Genomic DNA, 18,279 nt, shown 5'->3' on the forward strand with positions numbered 1-18,279 from the left:
CCTCCGTCAGGCTTGTCATGACCGACGGGTTCGACCTCCCACCACAAAACGCTACGTCAGACACATCTCGCAAGATAGAGAGGTCGCCGACCCCCGGAAACGAAAGCTTGAATCGACGGGCACGCAAACGGCCGCCTATGAGCGACGAGGACGAGGAGGAGCCGGCAGTCGAACTCGGCGACCGAACGCCCGTCGAGGGCGCACCGCTCGCCCGCGTCACCTCCCGGCTGACCTGGCCGAAAGAAAAGAGCGAGATCGACCGCCTCGAGGGCGACAGCGTCATTCGAACGCCCGAGGGCCCCCAGGAGCTGTCGACCGTCATCGAGGCGATCGACGAGACGTACTTCCAGCGCCATCAGGAGTTCGAAAAGCACGTCCGGGCGGTCATCGGCACCGGCCCGGTCCCGACCGCGGACGAGTAACGACCCGTGGCGACGGAACGGACTCGAAGCGGCGGTCGCTGGCTTCGCGATCAGTTCGATCGCCTCTCGTGGGTCCAGAAGTCGCTGTTGGCCGGCGCGTTGCTGACGGTCCTGTGGATGCACCTCGTGCCGCCCGAACTCTCCCGGCGGTTCGTCGTCGACACCGTCGTGCTCGTCGGCGGCCCGCTGGCGCTGGGGCTGACTCACGGGAGACACCTCGGTTGGCACGTCGATCGCGTCGCGGTCCGAAACGCCGTCCTGCTCTCGCTGTTCGTTTTCCCCTTCTATCTGGTCGGCTCGACGCTGCCGACGATCCGCGACTACTACCCGATGTGGGAGACATCGGCGGCGCTCGGCGAGTTCGTCCCGCACGCGATCCAGCTGTTCGGCCTCGCGCTGGCCGCCGAGACCTACTACCGCGGCCTCCTCTGTGTCGGCGTCAGGGAGATCGGCCGCAAGGCGGTGTTCATCAGCCCCGTCGTCTACATGCTCCACCACGCCGGCAAACCGCCGATCGAGTTCCTGCTGTCGGGGCCGACGGACGTCCTCTTCGGGACCGTCGACTACGAGTCGAACTCGATCTTGCCGTCCGTGATCGCCCACGGTGCGGGGCTGGTCTTACTCGACTGGCTCGTCCTCCACGACCCGCTGTTCGATCCGACGCCGGTGATCGAACTCCTCGAGTGGCTCCCGGTGCCGATCTGAACGCCGCGACGGTGGCCGCGCGGCGGGGCGCTTTTGTGACGGCCGGTCGATGGCTCACGTATGAGTCTCCCGATCGACCCCGAGACGATCGATCCCGACGAATTCGGCGAGAAGCAGGCCGTCCTCGAGATGGACCACGAGGAGGCGATCGAACACGTCCGCGAGGTCTGTACGGACGTCGGCTTCGGCATCCCCGTCGAGTTCTCCCCCTCGGAACTCCTCAACGAGAAGGTCGATGCGGACCGCGATCCCTACTACGTCCTCGGAGCCTGCAACCCGGAAATCGCCGATCGAGCGTTGGACGAAACACTTCGAATCGGCGGTCTCTTCCCCTGTAACATGATCATCTGGGAGGAGGAACCGGGCCGTCAGCGGGTCTACCACGCCTCGATCATGAAAATCGCGCGCTTACTCGGGATGGCGCCGGACAACGACGAGTGGGCCGACATCGTCGACACCACCGGCGACCTCACCGCGGAGGCGTTCGACCGGTTCGACTCGGTCGAGACCGACGTCACCGACTGACGCGTCGTCTCGCGTCGTCGCCGCGTGCGCGCCGTCAGCGACCTTCGTCGACCGCTTCGACGATCGTTCTACCGGCATTGTCAGCTATATACGGCCACATAATTATCCGTAATAGGTGTCAACAACATTTACGTACGTCGCGAATGATGTTTTCGTATGGACCTCCGCACCGCGTTTTTCGCCCTCCTGCTCGTGGTTCTCGGGGTGCTCTCGACCCTGGTCATCGCCCCGTTGTTGCAGTACGTGCTGGCCGCCGGGCTCCTCGCGTTCGTCCTCCGTCCCGCCCACGAGCGCCTCGAGCCGAAGCTCGGTCCGCGGCCGTCGGCGATCCTGTTGACCGGGGTCGCCGTCCTGGCCGCCGTCGTCCCGCTGTTGGTCATCTCGGCCGTCGTTTGGGGCACCGCCGTCTCTTTTCTCGACGAGTTCGACGAAGCGAGCGTCGTCGAGAGCGCCCGCGGGATCGCCGAAAACGGCCTCGGTCTCGAGGCCCAGCAGATCGACGCGATCGAGACGGCGGTTCACACCGAGATCGAGTCCTCGCTCTCGAGCGCGGTCGAACTCGCACTGGGCGAACTGATTCGGCTGGTCAACGCCAGCCTCGAGATGGCGATCGGGCTGTCCGTCTGCGTCTTCCTGCTCTACTACCTGCTCGTCGACGGGGACGATCTCGTCGCCTGGCTCGGCGACGTCGTCCCGCTCGACCCCGCCGTCCGCGACGAACTGTTCGCGGAGGTCCGCGTCGTCACCTGGGCCGTGATCTACAGTCACGTCCTCGTCGCGGTCGTTCAGGGGCTCCTCGGCGGAATCGGGCTCGCCGTGGTCGGCGTCCCGAACGCGGCCTTCTGGACGGTGATCATGATCTTGCTCTCGTTCCTGCCGGCGATCGGCGTCTGGCTGGTCTGGGGGCCCGCCGCGGGGTATCTCGCGACGGTCGGCGACCCGCTCGCCGCCGTCGTTCTCCTCGCCTACGGCCTCACGGTCCTCGCGCTGATCGACAACTACCTGCGGGCGATCTTCGTCGATCGCGGCTCCGGCCTCCACCCGGCCGCCGTCATCGTCGGCGTCATCGGCGGGATCTACCTGCTTGGCATCATGGGGCTGTTCCTCGGACCGGTCCTGCTCGCGGTGTTCAAAGCCGGTATCAGCGTCTTCACCAGAGTCTCCGGCGAAGACGGCGACCAGTGGACGGACCCCGAACCCGACGCGAGCCCCGGACCCGCGGCGAGCGGGGCCGAGAAACCGCTTCCAGAGTCCGACGGCGCGGACTGACCGCTCGGGACCGGTGTTCTTCGGAAAAAGATCGAACCGGCGTCAGTCGGCGGTGTGGACGCGCTCGGTTCGGCGGGTCGTCGGCACGCCGAACCCGGTCAGGGCCATCGCGAACAACACGAGCGGCGACAGGAACCCGAACAGGTAGAACGGCGCGTACTCGAGGGTCGGGACGCCGGTCGCGGAGGCCATGAAGACGCCGCCGGCGTGCCACGGAAGGAGCGCGCCGGTCGGCGTCCCGGCGGCCTCGACGGCCCGCGAGAGTTCGTCGCTGTCCAGTCCGAACTCCTCGTAGAGGTTCCGCAGCGTCATTCCGGGGAGGACGATGCTCATGTACTGTTGGGCTGTCAGTACGTTGATCGCGATCGCGGAGACGCCGGTGCCGGCGATCAGGCTGCCGGAGCTCCGGACGCCCTGCGAGAGGCGATGGGCCAGCACCGCGAGCACGCCGGTTTTCTCGAGCAGGCCCCCGAGCGAGAGCGCCGCGACGACGACCGTGATCGTCCAGGCCGAGCCGGTGAGCCCGCCGGTCGCGAGCAAGTCGTCGACCAGACCCGACCCCGTTTCGGGGGCGGTGCCGCCCATGAAGATCTCCCACGCGGGGACGAAGCCGGTCCCCTGGAGGAGGATCGACGTGAGGACGCCCGCGATGGTCCCGCCGACGAGCGTCGGCAGGGCCGGATAGCCTCGCAGCGCGAGCCCGAAGGTGACCACGAGCGGGATGAACGCCAGCGGCGTGACGGAGTAGGACCCGGCCAGCGCGGTCTGTATCTCGGCGACGCGGTCAGTCGGGACGCTCCCGCTGGCCTGCAGGCCGAGGACGGCGAAGATCGCGACGGCCACCCCGAAGGCGATGACCGTCCCGGTTCGCATCCGGCGAATGTGGTCGTACAGCGGCGTGTTCGTCACGCCGGCCGCGAGGTTCGTCGTGTCCGACAGCGGCGACTGCTTGTCGCCGGCGTAGGACCCCGAGAGGACCGCACCGACGGTCATCGCCGCGGGCACGCCCAGTCCCTCGCCGATGCCGACGAAGGCGACGCCCAGCGTCCCGACCGTCGTCCACGAGGACCCGATCGAGAACGCGACGATCGCGGCCAGCACCGCGGCGACCGGCAGGAACACCGACGGCGAGAGCAACTCGAGGCCGTAGTACATCATCGCCGGAATCGTCCCGGCGTCGACCCAGGTCGCGATCAGCGCGTAAATCGTGAAGATGATCAACAGCGCCTGCAGTCCCATCAGGAGGCTGTTAGCGACGCCCTCGTAGAGGTCCTCCCACGAGTAGCCCAGGTAATACCCGAAGGCGCCCGTGAAGACGATACTCCACAGCAGGGGGACGTGGGGGTCCAGCCCGAGTACGGCGGATCCCACGCCGAGGAAGAAGACGACGGCCAGCACCGGGACGAACGCGAGCGCGACGGAGGGCCGTCGCTCCGGTTCGAGGTCCTCGACCGTCGTCGGAGTGAAATCGAGTGCCATCACCCGTCGTATGCGTCTTGGGAATAAAAGAGGCGCGCCTTATTATTAATAATAATTCATCGGAGAATGTCGACGGCAGTCTTACAGGTCTGCTGAACGACGTCGTCCGAGGGTACAGCGGTGGAAGCCAGTGAATATCGGCGACTACAGATGCACAAAAACGTCCGATGTCAGTCAGCGAGAAGGGGACCGATCAGTGGCCGACAACGCTCGGCGGTGAACGAGGAACGCGAGGTCTCGGCGGAAAGCGAACGGATCGTTCGAGGGGGACTCGAGACGACGCGATACAACTCGAGTGAGCCGAAACCGATCGGCGGACCCGATCTCGTTCGCGTCAGTCGTCGGCCAATTCACCGTCTTCGGCGACCTCGGCGACTTCGGCGGCCTCAGCTGCCTCGAGTTCCTCGAGATACCGCTCGGCGTCGTACTGGATGTACCCCGTGACGAGGGCGATGACCCCGAGAACGAACAGCGGGACGCCGACGAGGACGACCAGCAGTCCCATCGCGGTGAGGAATTCGGTGCTGACGAGCGCCAGAGCCATACCGACCGGACGCGCTCGAGCGATTTAGGCGTGCGGGTTCGTAGTCACACGGCTCGTTGAGTAGTGTGCTCGAGGGGGGAGCGTACTGAAACGAAGCGTCCTGCTATCGTGGCAACGGGGAGTGGCCACTCCCTCCCCAGCCGATTCACTCACGCGCAGGCTCACGGCTTCACCGTTCGCCATTCCGCGGCGCGCTGCGCCGCGCTCCGCTCGTTCGCTCATCCCTCGCGTGACTTCGTGCCGCGGCTCGCTATGCGCTCACCTCGGCACAGCACGCGCCATTACAGTGACCGTCTCGAGTGGGACAGGGATCACCAGTCCCGAACACGAGTTCCGTAGTCGACTACTCTCGAGCGGAGAAGGCACTGAGATTCGACTGCAGCCCAGCCGCGAGTTCGGATTTCCGCCGGAGGCGGGCGTGGGAGATCGGCAACTGCGTCGCGACCTCCCGGACGGCGTCGTGGAAGGTCTCGGCCTCGCCGTACGTATCCTCGAAGGCGTTGCGCACGCTCTCGCGGACCTGCCAGACGCCGACGGGCGCCCAGTAGTCGTCGCTGACCTCGCGGAGGACGAGACACTTCGCCTGCCGGCCGATCGACTCGAGGTGCTCTAAGGCGGCCAGTCGGGCGGCGTAGTAGGCGCCGGCGGTCTCCTCGACGTAGCTCGAGCGCCCGTCGTATCCTTCGCTGGCGCTTGCCATCCAAGTGTCGCCCTCTGGATCGGGGTTCCAGATGCTGCCGGGCGCCTTCATCTCGACGAGTTCGAACTCCCAGTTGCCCGGCGCGAGAATCACCCAGTAGCGGTTTCCCATGTACTCGTTAGCCCAGACCTGGACCTCGTCGATGCTGGGCGCGTTGCGGATGCGCCCGCGCAGGAACTGGCCGACCGTGTCGTCGACGGCGGTGATCGACCACCGCGTCGGGACGAGCCGTCGCTGGTCGGTCTCGCCGAGCGCGCCCGCCGAGAGGATCGAGTTGATGTCGTAGACGTCGAACCCTCGGCGGTAGAGGTAGGTCATCGCGCCCTGGGCCTGCCAGTCGTCGTCCTCTAAGGTCTTCTTGATCGGCTTCGGGACGTAGGGGTTCTCCCGCAACTCGGCGTTGCGGGCGTTAGCGCGCGGCCCGCGCGGCGTCGCGACGTCCGTCCCGGCGTCGAGGCCGAGGTCGGGGGTGTCGTCGAGGCCGATCTCGAGGTCGACCGGGCGATCCGCGATGGCGACCTCGCGCTGGACGCCGACGAAGCCGTCCCAGGCGTCGTGGACGTTCGGCGTCAGCCGACTCGCGATCGACGGCGAGTCGACGTTCGCGCGCTTGTTCGAGTTCAACAGTCCCGTTCGACGCTGGAGGACGTCAGGAATGTCGTACCCCTCCTGGTACCAGTTCCCGTCGGTGACGTACTCCTCGGCGGCGTTCTCGTCGCCGACCGGCGAGAGCACCCCCACGGGAATGTCCGGGTAGTTCGACCGCCCGACGAAGATCGAGGGGGCCGTCGAGCCCACGAGCGAGTCGCCGGACAGCGCCCGCTCGAAGTTCCGTTCGAACTCCTCGAGGTGGTCCGTGATCTCGTAGGACTTCTCCTTGGCGAGTCGGCGGCGCTGGGCCTCCTCGTCGGGCTCTAACTCCTCGATGTAGTCGTCGAGGCGCATTCACTAGCCGTAGGGGCGGAGCCCGTTTGAATGTTGCAGTTCGGGGCAGAATGTCAGAGGCAGAGGTCCGGCCTGGCTTGGCACCCACCGAACCTCATCATCTTCTTTCGAGTGGACGGTAAAGTATCTAGCAGCGGATTTTCTGACTGCGAAAACACCCGGTCCCGCGACGCCGACTTCGTCCGCACCCATCGCGTTTCGACAGCGTCCGCTCTCGGGTCGGCGCCGACCTCGAGAGCCCTCGAAAGACAACCGTTAAAAACGCCGGGCGGGAAAGAAGGGATATGAGTACGACCGACGAAAGCCAGAGGCGCTCGTGCGTCTCCTGTGGGCTCAACATCGCCGGCACCAACGCCGCCGCGTTCAAGTGTCCCGACTGTGGCACCCAGATCTACCGCTGTGCCAAGTGCCGCAAGCAGAGCAACCTCTACGAGTGTCCCGACTGCGGGTTCACCGGTCCGTAATACAGCCATGGGAAAGGTAGCTGCGAAAATCAAGGTCATGCCGAACAGCCCCGAAATCGACCTGGACGCGCTCCAGGAGCGTCTCGAGAGCACCCTCCCCGAGGGCGCCAAGATCAACGGCGTCGAACGCGAGGAAGTCGCGTTCGGTCTCGTCGCGCTCTACCCGACCGTGATCGTCCCCGACGGCGCGGGCGGTACGGAAGCCGTCGAGGAAGGCTTCTCGGACGTCGAGGGCGTCGAGAGCGTCGGCGTCGAGAACGTCGGCCGTATCTAACTCGCTGAATCGGCACTCGATCGAGTTCGGTTTCTCGGAGCTGAAGTCCCTCGAGCCGCTGGGCTGTCGGTTCGACGGTCCACGTTCGGCGGGGACACAATTTTACCACATCGTCCGTGAAACGTGACAGGCGTGAGCGCGCTGTCGGATCCCACTAGGCGGCGGTGGCTCGCGTGGGCCGCGCTAGCGACCGTCTTCCTGCTCGTCAATCTCCACCGGTTGTCGACGGCCGTCCTGTCGGACCGGCTGACCGACGCGTTCGGCACGACGGCGGCCCAGCTCGGCACGCTCCACGCCTCGTTTTTCCTCATCTACGCGGTCGTCCAGATTCCGACCGGCGTGATCGCCGACCGGTTCGGACCCCGGTACGTCGGCTCGATCGGCGGCCTCGTCCTGAGCCTCGGCGCCGTCGGCTTCGCGATCAGCGGGAGCTATCTCGCGGCCTTCGCCTCGCGGGCGCTGATCGGCCTGGGCAGCGGCGTCATCTTCGTTTCGATCCTCCGATTTTGCGCCAACTGGTACCGCGCCGACGAGTTCGCGACGATGACCGGATTGACCGGAAGCGTCGCCGGGCTCGGCGCGATCCTCGCGACGACGCCGTTGGCGGTCGCCGTCGACGCCCTGGGCTGGCGAGCCACGCTGGCCGGTCTGGCCGCCGTCGGCTTCGTCGCCGCCGGAGCCGTCTTCGTCGTCGCGCGCCAGTCGCCGGCCGCGGCGGGCCTCGAGCCCATCGCGGGCGTCCCGGAGCAGCCGTCGGTCACGCTGGCGGAGACCGCCGGCCACCTGCGGACGCTCGCTCGCGATCCCGACCAGTGGCTGCTGTCGGCCGTCTTCTTCGCCGGCAACGGTGCGATACTGACGCTGATCGGACTGTGGGGCGTTCCCTACCTCGCGATCGTCTACGGCCTCGACGTGACGACCGCGTCCTCGTTTACCCTCCTCGGATCGATCGGCCTGCTGGTCGGTCCGCCGGCGATCGGCTGGGTCTCCGATCGACTCGAGCGGCGCGTGCTGCCGATGACCGCGGGAGTCGGCCTGTTGACGATCGCGTTCAGCGTGATCCCCGTCTTCGGGCGCCCCCCGCTGGTGATCATCGCCGTCTCGTATCTGGCCTGCGGCGTCCTCTTCGGCGCCGCGATGCTGTCGCTGTCGACCGTCAAGGACCGGTATCCGCCCGCGGCCAGCGGCGTCGCGACGGCCACCGTCAACACGGCGGGGTTCGTCGGCGCGACGGTTCTCCCGACGCTCATGGGGTTGGTGTTGGACGCCTACCGGACCGGCGAGACCGTCGGCGGCACCGTCGCCTACACCCGGTACGGCTACCGGGTCGCCTTCGGCATCCTCGCGGGGACCGTCGCCGTCGCCTTCTGCTGTTCGTGCTGGCTCCTCGTCCGCGACCGCGACGCTACGTCGTCGCCGTCGTCGCGCGAGGGCTCGAGCGCACGATAAGCGACGCGAGAAAAGAAACGGGCCGTCGGCCGAGAGACGGCCCGGTTCGGTGGCGATGCGTCGGGCGAACCGACGGGACGATCGGTGGGACGTCTCGTTACTGGCCGGGGCCGGGACCCGGACCTGGGCCGGGACCGGGGCCGGCGTCGGGACCGGGCTGATCGTCCGGGTCGGCGCCGAGGCCGGCCTGGGAGACGATCCGCGCGCCCGTCTCGGAGAGGTCGACCGTGACGTCGCCGGGAACCGCCTTGCTGATCTCGTCGACGTTGCCGGCGAGCACCGTCAGGATGTCGTCGGGGTTCGCGTACAGCAGCATGGTGCCGTCCTGGCCCTCCGCGACGAGTTGCGTGTCGTTGAGGACGACCTGGTCGTTCTGGATCGTCGCCGCGACGACCGGCAGCGCCTCGGGTTTCCCCTTCTCGTCGTCGCGGACCCGACGGATGTGGACGTCCTCGAGGTCGATGACGTCCTTGTACTCCTGGATCACTTCGGCGCAGGCGACCATGTCCTGCAGCAGTTCGGCCTTCTGTTTCCCCCCGTGACCGTCGTCGCGGTTGAGACAGTGCTGACAGACGCGAAGTTCGAGTCGCATTGGCGGTCCTTATCGCTGGAGCCCGATGAGAATTCCGTTTCGGCTTCCGGCAACTGAGTTCCCTCGATCCGCTCGAGTCGCCTCAGCGAGGACCGCCACGCCACGGCGGGAGCCGCGGGCGGCCGTCAGTCGCCGGTCGGTTCCAGCGAGACGAACTCGAGGCCGTGGTCCCCGAGCAACCGGTCGGCTCGGTCGGTCACGGACGGGGCGACCAGAACGCCGCGGACGTCGGCGTCGGCGTGGAGATCGCGCTCGAGGGCGTCGACGTATCGGCGGAGCTGGCCGACCGCGTCCGGCCCGACGCGGCGGCGCTTGAGTTCGACGACGACCGTCCGGCCCGCTGAATCCTCGCCGTAGATGTCGACGGCGCCGGCCGGCGTCGCGCGCTCGGTCGCCAGCGGCGTGAACCCGGCCTCGAGCAGGGCGGGCTCCTCGAGAATGCGCTGGCGGAGGTCCTCCTCGGTCCCGGAGAGGGCGAGTTCGTTCTCGTCGGTTCCCGAAAAGGTCGAGACCTGCAGGACCCGCTGGAATCGAACCAACAGCCGCTCGTCGGGATTCGACCGGAGGCTCTCGAGGACGAGCGCGTCGGGGTCGGCGTCCGCCTCGACGCCGCTTCCGCCGGCGTCCCCGCCGTCGCAGTAGACGTCGTGCTCACAGCCCGGTGGCTGCCAGTTGACCGGCTGCTGGCCCTCGTCGGTGTGGACCAGCGCCGCGCCGTCCGGTTTGAGCATGACGTGGCGGTCGCCCGCCTCGAGCGTGCTCGAGGCGCGACCCTCGTAGTCGACGGTACAGCGGCCGAAGACGGTGACGAGCGCCTCGCGCTCGATACCGTCGGCGACGGCCTCGCGGGCGGCCGACAGCGACGGCTGCTCGAGGGTCACTGCTCGAGGCGACCGCGCGGTCGATGACTCTGACGTCACTGGGACGGCATAGCCGTCGGGCGAATAAAAGGAGCCCGGACCGCGTACGGACGGCTCGCGTCGTTCCGTGACGCTCGCGGCCGATCGATGTTGCGGCCGGTCGCTGCCGTCCGAAACCCGCCCTCACCGACGAGAGGTTATCGTGCTGTCAAAAATCCTTATCTCCGCCCGTCGATGGGTTTGAATTGAATGACAGACGGCCATCCCCGTCGCAAATTTCTCGGAATCGCCGGCACCGGCGTCGCCGCATCGCTCGCCGGTTGTTCCCAACTCGAAGCATTGACGCAATCCGACGACGGCTCGAGCGACGCGGTCACGGTCGCGGTGTCGCCGGATCAAGAGGATCTCGAGCGGCTCAACGAGGAGATCCAGACGGCCGTTCAGAGCGGCAATATGACTCAGCAGGAGGCCCAGCGGCGAGCGCTGGAGGAACAGCGGAACCTGACCGAGGAGGCGGCGACCGAGTTCGAGGACTCGGCCGCCGACAGCGATATCACGGTCGAAGAGTCCAAACCCGAGTACGGGCTCCTCCGGGTCACCGGCTCTGACGAGACGATCATGAGCGCGCTCCGGGAGGGCGAGATCAGCGGCATCTATCCCGGGGACCAGTACGACGCGTTCGTTCAGCAACAGCAACAACAGGCCCAACAGCGGGAGATGCTCCGGCGACAGCAGGAAGAGCAACAGAACGACAGCGCCGAAAACGAGTCCGACGCTGGCAACGAAACGGACGCCGGAACCGACGCAGACGGGTCCGACGGCGGGAACCAGACCGCCGAAAACGAGTCGGACGGCGACAACGAAAGCGACGAGTAACGCGGGGTCTCGTTCTGACGGCGGGTCGGCGGCCGGTCACCGGTCCGCGGCGGGTCAGTGGCCGGTCACCGCTCGACGCCGAACGGACTCGAGCGTTCGGTCCAGTTCCAGCCCGGCAGTCGTTCCTGGAATCCCGCCGCCAGCGCCGCCTCGCAGTCGTCGACGCCCGCGTTCTCGTCGGCCCCGCCGTGGACCCGCAGGTCGGCGTAGTGGAACGTCGCCTCGCCGAGGGTCCGCAGCGGCTGGCGGCCGGCGACGGTCGCGGCCAGTTCCCGGCCGAGGATCTCGTCGACGACGAAGCCGGGATAGTCGCCCTCGACGTCGAGTTCGCGGAGGATCGCGACCATGGCGGCGACGTTGACCCCCAGATCGCCGTCGGCGAAGACGTCGTCGACGGCCTCGAGATACTGCGCCTCGGTGACGTGATCGACGTCGGTATCGAAGACGTCCCCGAGGTCGTCACGGACGTCGTTAATGAGCGGAACGACGGTTTCGGCCCGGTTTGCGACCCAGTTTCGCTCCCGTACGACGCGATCGGCTGTCAGGTGCATACCCCCGGTACGTACCGAACGGCCCTGGTTTTTGCGAAGGCTTTTATACTACGCAAAGAATAGCGTCGGATAAGCGGGTTCTCCCTGGAATCTTCCCGCAACCCAGGACAACCGACCTGGGAGCGCGTTCGTCACGGCAGGTGTCAGACGGATGATCCGGGATGCGAGACGTACTGCACCGTCCGACGTGGACGGTGTGACGCAACGGTATCGCCGGTACGATACAGTTCGGACGGTCGGTAGACCGTCGCCACATCCCGAAATCCGACAACATCGACCTGAGCGGTTCGCTCCCCGGCGGCGAGTTCACGCAAGCCACAATCGGCGATTATGAGTACTGTAGAGCAGCAACTCGACGATCTGAAAGCAGAGATCACGAGCGAGCTACCGAGCGATATCTCGGTCTCCTCGGTGAAATACGAAGGCCCCGAAGTGGTGGTCTACACGCGCGATCCGAAGAAGTTCGCCCAACAGGGCGACCTCATTCGGCAACTCGCGAGCAAGCTTCGCAAGCGTATCACCGTCCGCCCCGACCCGAGCGTTCTCTCGCGACCCGAAGAGGCCCGCGAGGAGATCATGAGCGTCATCCCCGAAGAGGCCGGCGTCACGGACCTGGACTTCCACGCCGACACCGGCGAGGTCGTCATCGAGGCCGAAAAGCCGGGCATGGTCATCGGCCGCCACGGCTCGACGCTCCGCGAGATCACCAAAAACGTCGGCTGGACGCCCGAAGTCGTCCGCACGCCGCCGATCGAATCCTCGACCGTCTCGAACGTCCGTAGCTTCCTCAAACAGGAACGCGACGAGCGACGGGACATCTTAGAGAAGGTCGGCCGACAGATCCACCGCGAGGAGATGTCCGACGACGAGTACGTCCGCATCACGACGCTGGGCTGCTGTCGCGAGGTCGGCCGGGCATCCTTCATCCTCTCGACGCCCGAGACGCGGATCCTCATCGACTGCGGTGACAAACCCGGCGCGGAGGGCGAAGTGCCCTACCTCCACGCGCCCGAGGCGCTCGGCGCCGGTCCGCAGACGATCGACGCCGTCGTCCTCACCCACGCCCACCTCGACCACTCCGCGCTGATCCCGCTGCTGTTTAAGTACGGCTACGACGGCCCGATCTACTGCACGGAGCCCACCCGGGACCTGATGGGCCTGCTGACGCTTGACTACTTGGACGTCGCCGCCAAAGAGGGACGCGCCCCGCCGTACGAGTCCGAGCAGGTCCGCGAGGCGATCAAACACTGTATCCCGCTCGAGTACGGCGACGTCACGGACATCGCGCCGGACGTCAAACTCACCTTCCACAACGCCGGCCACATCCTCGGCTCGGCCGTCTCGCACTTCCATATCGGCGACGGCCTCTACAACGTCGCGTTCTCCGGCGACATCCACTACGAGGACACTCGCCTGTTCAACGGCGCGACGAACGACTTCCCGCGCGTCGAGACGCTGGTGATGGAGTCGACCTACGGCGGTCGCAACGACTACCAGACCGACCAGGAGGACTCCGAGCGGAATCTCAAGGAGATCATCAACGACACCTACGACGAGGGCGGCAAGGTCCTCATCCCGGCGTTCGCCGTCGGTCGCTCCCAGGAGATCATGCTCGTCTTAGAAGAGGCGATGCGCAGCGGCGACATCCCCGAAATGCCGGTCCACCTCGACGGGATGATCTGGGAGGCGACGGCCATCCACACTACCTATCCCGAGTACCTCCGGGACGACCTCCGGGACCGCATCTTCCACGACGACGAGAACCCCTTCCTCGCCGACGAGTTCAACCACATCGACGGCGGCGAGGAGGAGCGACAGGACGTCGCCGACGGCGAGCCCTGTATCATCCTCTCGACGTCCGGGATGGTCACCGGCGGCCCGATCATGTCCTGGCTCTCCCACATCGGCCCCGATCCGGACTCCTCGCTGGTCTTCGTCGGCTACCAGGCACAGGGGACCCTCGGCCGACGCATCCAGAACGGCTGGGACGAGATCCCGACCAGCGAAGTCGGCGCCATGGGCAACGGCGGCGGCCGCGGCACCCTCGATTTGAACGTCAACGTCGAAACCGTCGACGGCTTCTCCGGCCACGCCGACCGCGCCGGCCTCGAGAACTTCGTCAAGACGATGAACCCGCGCCCCGAGAAGGTGCTCTGTGTCCACGGCGACGAGCGGTCGACGCAGGACCTCTCCTCGGCGCTGTACCACAACTACGACATGCGAACGTTCGCGCCGAAGAACCTCGAGACCTTCCGCTTCCTGTAGAAAAGCCCTCGCGGCCGCTTGGCAGCGGCCGCTCGCCCTTTTCAATTCTACCGGAGCGCCGACGGCGCTCCGGTCGCCCGGAAATCTTCGATTTCCGCAGGCCGCCAGGGGCTCGAGGCGCGGCGCGTGGATCCGCGCGCCGCGCGGTCGCCTGCCCTTCCCGTCGACTCGAGCGCTCGCCTCGAAAAAACGGCGAGCGCTCGAGTCGGCCGCCGCACTGGTACCGGCTGTTCTCGCGAGATTTCGGCGGCTGTTTCGGTTCAGTAGGGTAACGGCTCCTCGAGGGCCGTCCGAATCGCGAGAAATCGCGAGCCGCGGGAGTCGATTCAGGAGAGCTGTTTCGAGAGCCATTCGAGGTTCGTCGCGACGGTCGCCGCGACGATCGCGACGATCGAGATGAGGATGAGGAACGTCGAGACGACGCTCACCATCGGATCGAGCGACTGTCGCAGCGCGGTCCACGCGACGACCGGAATGGTCTCCGTGCTGTGACTAGAGAGGAACAGCGCCATCACGAACTCCTGGAGGCTGACGATGAACGCGAGCAGGGCGCCGACGAAGATCCCGTGTTTGACGTTCGGGAGGACGGCGTAGGCGAACGACTGGATCGGCCCGGCGCCGAGGTCTTTCGCGGCGTCGAGTAGCTGCCAGTCGAACCGGCTGAACACCGACCGCATCACGAAGTAGACGAGCGGCGTCGCCCACAGCGTGTGCGCGAGGATGATGCTCAGGAACGAGGCGTTCAGCCCGGCTCTGACGAAGTAGACGCGCATCGAGATTCCCAGGATGATCGGCGGGATCAGTAGCGGGACGAGGACGAGCGGCGCGAGCAACTGGCCGGTCCGGCCGTCGTCGAGTTCGTGGCCGAAGGCCGCCGTGACGCCGAGGGTCGTCGCGACGACGGTCGTCCCGGTGCCCACGAGGAGGCTGTTGTCGAACGCCGATAGCCAGGTCGTCTCCTCGAAGAACGTCCGATAGTGGACCAGCGAGTAGTTCTCCGGCGGGAAGAGGAGCTGGCCGGACGCCTCGAAGGAGGTCGCGACGACCACCGCGAGGGGCAACAGCATGAACGTCAAGATGGCCAGGTAGCCCGCGCGGAACGCGACGTTCTCGACGGTCTCTCTATGCATACTCGAACTCACCTCCGAAACGGTTGAGCGTGACCGTGAGCACGCCGATGCTCGCGGCCATCAGGAGCAGCATGATCACGGCGTAGGCGGTCGCGATCTCCCACTGGAGGTTCGACAGCAACCGCTTCTCGACTTCGATCGCGAAGGGGACCCGCTGACTGGCGAGCAGCCCCGGCGCGGCGTAGGCGCCGACGCTCCAGGCGAAGGAGATCACCGTCGCGACGATGATCCCCGGCATCGCCTGGGGCACGACGATCTCGAGGACCGAGCGCGGTCGGCTCGCGCCGAGGTCGCGGGCGGCCTCGACGATCCCCCAGTCCATCGTCGACAGGACGCTGTAGATCGCCAACACGGCGTAGGGAAGGACGATGTAGACCTGCCCGACGATCACGCCGATCGTCCCGGGAACGAACTGGATCGGCTCCGAGACGAGGTTCAGCGACAGGAGCAGGTCGTTGACCGTCCCGGTCGGCGAGAGCAGCGGTCTGAACGCGTACGTCTTGACGACGAGGGTCGTCAGCAGGGGCAAGATTACCGAGAACAGCAGCGCCGACTTGATCGCGCCCTCGGCACGCCAGATCGCGTAGGCGTAGAACACCGCGATCGAGACGGTGATCCCCGTGGCGATCAGTCCCAGCTTGAACGAGTAGAGGATCGCGTCCTGCAGGACGCCGGAGGAGAGCACCTCCGCGTAGCCCTCGAGCGACCAGGTCCCCGCGGCGTACCGGAGGTCCTGCGAGCCCGACGTGAGGCTGATCCGCAGCAAGATTAGGAACGGCGCCACGAACAGCAGCAACTCGAAGACGAGCAGCGGCGCCATCAGCAACAGGGCTCGCTTCGATCGGGATCGTTCCCGGAGCGGCTCCCAGACGCGAGCGATCGGCGCCGGCAGCGACGAGTGGGTTCCGGACATCGCTACAGATCGACCCTCGAGCCGTCGTCGCGGAACGCGAGGACGTCCGCGCCATCCCAGCTGATCCGAATCTCGTCGCCGGTCTCGAACTCGCCCGAGTCAGAGACGGTGCGTTCGGCGAACACCGACGTCCCCTCGACCGCGACGGAGTAGCGAACCGTCGAGCCGCGGTAGAGAACGCTCTCGACGGTCCCGACGACGGAGTTCGTCGTGCTGCCGTCGGTTCGAACGGGCTGGCCGGCCTCGTCGGCCTCGAGCCCCGCATCCGCCGATTCGATCGAGAGGGCCTCCGGTCGAAGCGACAGGGACACCGCGTCGCCCGCGTCGAGCGCGTCGGGGTTCGACGTCGGCACGACGACCTCCCGTCCCAGCTCCGTTTCGACGCGGACGGCGTCCGGCGACGTCCGGTCGACCACTCCCTCGACGAAGTTCGTATCGCCGAGGAAGCCCTCGATGAACCGGTTCTTCGGGTTCTGGTAGACCTCGTTGGGCTCGCCGACCTGGACGAGATTCCCGTCGGCCATGATGCCGATCCGATCGGCGAGCGTGAAGGCCTCGTCCTGGTCGTGGGTGACGTGGACGAACGTCTCCTCGAGTTCCGCGTGGATCTCGCGGAGTTCGATCTGCATGTCCTCGCTGAGCCGCTTGTCGAGGTTCGACAGCGGCTCGTCGAGCAGCAACACGTCGGGGTTGACCGCCAGCGACCGCGCGAGCGCGACCCGCTGTTTCTGCCCGCCGCTCAGGTTCATCGGGTCGTCGTCGGCGTGGTCGGTCATCCGAACGCGCTCGAGCATCTCCCGGGCCCGTTCGCGGCGTTCCTCCTTGCCGACGCCCTGCATCTTCAGCCCGAAGGCGACGTTCTCGAGGACCGACTTGTGGGGGAACAGCGCCCAGTCCTGGAACACCGTCGCTGTGGTGCGCTCGTAGGCGGGTCGATCGGTCACGTCCTCGTCGTCGATTCGGATCTCGCCGTCGGTCGGCGTCTCGAGGCCGGCGAGCATCCGCAGCGTCGTGGACTTGCCGCTGCCGCTGGGCCCGAGCAGGCACAGTAGTTCGCCGTCGTCGATCGTCACTGAGACGTCTTCGACGGCGAGTTCCTCGCCGTACCGTTTCGCGAGTCCGTCAAGCGTGATTTCAGACATGATGTGGTCGTCAGGAATTCCGCATCGCGGAGAATTCGTCGGAGAGGTCGCCGCTGTGCTCTGCGAGGAACTCCCAGTCGGGGAAGGCGATGTTCGACGCCTCCTCGCTGTTGCTCGGCAGATCGTCCGCGAGGTCGCCGGCGTACTCGGTGTTCTCGTTACAGAACAGGGTCGGCATCTCCTCGGACCACGCCGTCTGGACCTCCGCGTCCATGAGGAAGTTGATGAACTCCTCGGCCCGGTCGCGTTTGTCGGTCCCCTTGACGACACACCAGTGGTTCAGGTAGCCGGTTGTCTCCTCCGGCATCGTGTGGGCCAACCCGTCGTAGTCGTCGATGTCGTACTCCGTCTGCTCGTAGTACCACTGGGCGACGTCGATGACGTCGTCCTGGAAGGCCTGCCAGACGTCCTGGCCGGAGCTGGCCCAGCTCTCGATCGGCCAGTTCCGGACGGTCTCGAGGACGTCGTCGTGGAGGTCGGCGTCGTGCATCTCCTCGCCGAGTTCCGCCTCGTCCATCCCGACGGCGGCGGCGTACATCGGGTACCACCAGAAGCCGGTGTCGACGCCGACGCCGTTGCTCTCCGCGACGGCCGACCCGGAGAGGTCGCTCCAGGACTCGATCTCGCCGTCCAGGTCCTCGCGGTGGACGATGGTACAGGGGGCGCCGTCGACCGGCATCCCGTACTCCGTGGTCCGGAAGTCCGCGTAGTAATCGATGAGTTCGTCGGCGTTGGGGACGTTCTCCGTCCTGATCTCGTGGAAGAGATCGTCTTGCCGGCCGTAGTAGTAGAAGTTCCCTTCCGTGATGGTGACGTCGTAGGGTGGGTTATCGTCCGCCGCCGTCTGAATGTCGGTGAGGATGTCGCCCCAACCGGGTTCGATCTGAATCTCCGCGTCGAACTCGTCCTCGTATCTCGGGACGACCGCTTCTTCGAACCGCTCGGCGTAGTTCCCGCTCCAGACGCTGACGCGAAGCGGATCGCCGCTCCCGCTCGAGAGCAGTTCGGTACAGCCGGCGAGGGCGGTCGCTGACCCGACCGCTGTCGCAGACAGCAGGCGCCGGCGTGAAACTGATTCGCTTCGAGAATCGGACGGTGATTCGAAATCTGTCGCGCTCGTCTCTGCAACCCCATCAGGGTCTGCAGGCATTGGTACCCCGGTCATCTCTGGTGG

Annotated in this window: 19 protein-coding genes; 9 read left to right on the forward strand and 10 right to left on the reverse strand. The window is 66.5% G+C overall.

Going from position 1 to position 18,279, the window contains the following annotated elements; translation table 11 throughout:
- Positions 1–137: 137 nt before the first annotated feature.
- The 4 genes from C477_RS10585 to C477_RS10600 all read left to right on the forward strand — a co-directional run bounded on the left by C477_RS10585 (position 138) and on the right by C477_RS10600 (position 2,921).
- Positions 138–422 carry a DUF5789 family protein gene (locus C477_RS10585; protein ID WP_008894481.1) on the forward strand — a complete coding sequence of 95 codons (285 nt, stop codon included), beginning with the start codon at positions 138–140 and terminating at the stop codon, positions 420–422.
- Positions 423–428: 6 nt separating this feature from the next.
- Entirely contained in the window at positions 429–1,127 is a 699-nt protein-coding gene (locus C477_RS10590) for a CPBP family glutamic-type intramembrane protease (RefSeq protein ID WP_008894482.1), read from the forward strand.
- 60 nt (positions 1,128–1,187) lie between these two features.
- A complete protein-coding gene (locus C477_RS10595) occupies positions 1,188–1,652 on the forward strand; it encodes a DUF302 domain-containing protein (RefSeq protein WP_008894483.1) in 465 nt (154 codons plus the stop codon).
- A gap of 156 nt (positions 1,653–1,808) precedes the next feature.
- Complete coding sequence (locus C477_RS10600) at positions 1,809–2,921, forward strand: AI-2E family transporter (protein ID WP_008894484.1); 1,113 nt, start codon at positions 1,809–1,811, stop codon at positions 2,919–2,921.
- Between the two features lie 42 nt (positions 2,922–2,963).
- Here C477_RS10600 and arcD read toward each other — a convergent pair whose 3' ends face one another.
- The 3 genes from arcD to nreA all read right to left on the reverse strand — a co-directional run bounded on the left by arcD (position 2,964) and on the right by nreA (position 6,589).
- Positions 2,964–4,400, reverse strand: coding sequence for an arginine/ornithine antiporter ArcD (gene arcD / locus C477_RS10605; protein WP_008894485.1), 1,437 nt, complete (start codon positions 4,398–4,400; stop codon positions 2,964–2,966).
- Between the two features lie 334 nt (positions 4,401–4,734).
- On the reverse strand, positions 4,735–4,944 hold the full coding sequence (locus C477_RS10610; protein WP_008894486.1) for a hypothetical protein: 210 nt from the start codon (positions 4,942–4,944) through the stop codon (positions 4,735–4,737).
- 343 nt (positions 4,945–5,287) lie between these two features.
- Entirely contained in the window at positions 5,288–6,589 is a 1,302-nt protein-coding gene (nreA, locus tag C477_RS10615; protein ID WP_008894487.1) for a DNA repair protein NreA, read from the reverse strand.
- Positions 6,590–6,873: 284 nt separating this feature from the next.
- Between nreA and C477_RS10620 the strand changes: the two genes are divergently transcribed.
- From C477_RS10620 to C477_RS10630, 3 genes are all read left to right on the forward strand, one after another.
- Positions 6,874–7,053 (forward strand): HVO_2753 family zinc finger protein, encoded by a 180-nt coding sequence (locus C477_RS10620; RefSeq protein ID WP_008894488.1) that lies wholly within the window; start codon positions 6,874–6,876, stop codon positions 7,051–7,053.
- 7 nt (positions 7,054–7,060) lie between these two features.
- A complete protein-coding gene (locus C477_RS10625) occupies positions 7,061–7,327 on the forward strand; it encodes an elongation factor 1-beta (RefSeq protein WP_008894489.1) in 267 nt (88 codons plus the stop codon).
- 132 nt (positions 7,328–7,459) lie between these two features.
- On the forward strand, positions 7,460–8,776 hold the full coding sequence (locus C477_RS10630; RefSeq protein WP_008894490.1) for an MFS transporter: 1,317 nt from the start codon (positions 7,460–7,462) through the stop codon (positions 8,774–8,776).
- Positions 8,777–8,873: 97 nt separating this feature from the next.
- On the opposite strand, the gene C477_RS10635 is transcribed toward C477_RS10630, so the two are convergent.
- A complete protein-coding gene (locus C477_RS10635; protein ID WP_008894491.1) occupies positions 8,874–9,368 on the reverse strand; it encodes a hypothetical protein in 495 nt (164 codons plus the stop codon).
- Positions 9,369–9,493: 125 nt separating this feature from the next.
- Positions 9,494–10,249 carry an endonuclease NucS gene (gene nucS / locus C477_RS10640; RefSeq protein WP_008894492.1) on the reverse strand — a complete coding sequence of 252 codons (756 nt, stop codon included), beginning with the start codon at positions 10,247–10,249 and terminating at the stop codon, positions 9,494–9,496.
- Between the two features lie 228 nt (positions 10,250–10,477).
- Here nucS and C477_RS10645 point away from each other — a divergent pair, with 228 nt between their 5' ends.
- Positions 10,478–11,104, forward strand: coding sequence for a hypothetical protein (locus C477_RS10645; RefSeq protein ID WP_008894493.1), 627 nt, complete (start codon positions 10,478–10,480; stop codon positions 11,102–11,104).
- A gap of 65 nt (positions 11,105–11,169) precedes the next feature.
- Here the strand turns inward: C477_RS10645 and C477_RS10650 are convergent, their stop codons facing one another.
- Positions 11,170–11,655, reverse strand: a complete 486-nt coding sequence (locus tag C477_RS10650) for a hypothetical protein (RefSeq protein WP_008894494.1) — start codon at positions 11,653–11,655, stop codon at positions 11,170–11,172.
- A 330-nt stretch (positions 11,656–11,985) separates the two neighbouring features.
- Here C477_RS10650 and C477_RS10655 point away from each other — a divergent pair, with 330 nt between their 5' ends.
- On the forward strand, positions 11,986–13,920 hold the full coding sequence (locus C477_RS10655) for a beta-CASP ribonuclease aCPSF1 (RefSeq protein WP_008894495.1): 1,935 nt from the start codon (positions 11,986–11,988) through the stop codon (positions 13,918–13,920).
- 326 nt (positions 13,921–14,246) lie between these two features.
- Here the strand turns inward: C477_RS10655 and C477_RS10660 are convergent, their stop codons facing one another.
- From C477_RS10660 to C477_RS10675, 4 genes are read right to left on the reverse strand one after another with little or no spacing between them, the layout of a single operon-like run.
- A complete protein-coding gene (locus tag C477_RS10660) occupies positions 14,247–15,050 on the reverse strand; it encodes an ABC transporter permease (RefSeq protein ID WP_008894496.1) in 804 nt (267 codons plus the stop codon).
- Complete coding sequence (locus tag C477_RS10665) at positions 15,043–15,963, reverse strand: ABC transporter permease (protein WP_008894497.1); 921 nt, start codon at positions 15,961–15,963, stop codon at positions 15,043–15,045. The genes C477_RS10660 and C477_RS10665 overlap by 8 nt, the downstream gene beginning before the upstream one ends.
- 2 nt (positions 15,964–15,965) lie before the next feature.
- A complete protein-coding gene (locus tag C477_RS10670; RefSeq protein ID WP_008894498.1) occupies positions 15,966–17,105 on the reverse strand; it encodes an ABC transporter ATP-binding protein in 1,140 nt (379 codons plus the stop codon).
- Positions 17,106–17,115: 10 nt separating this feature from the next.
- Positions 17,116–18,255 carry an ABC transporter substrate-binding protein gene (locus tag C477_RS10675; protein ID WP_008894499.1) on the reverse strand — a complete coding sequence of 380 codons (1,140 nt, stop codon included), beginning with the start codon at positions 18,253–18,255 and terminating at the stop codon, positions 17,116–17,118.
- Between the last annotated feature and the right edge of the window lie 24 nt (positions 18,256–18,279).

It is taken from the genome of Haloterrigena salina JCM 13891, assembly GCF_000337495.1.
GTDB lineage: Archaea > Halobacteriota > Halobacteria > Halobacteriales > Natrialbaceae > Haloterrigena > Haloterrigena salina.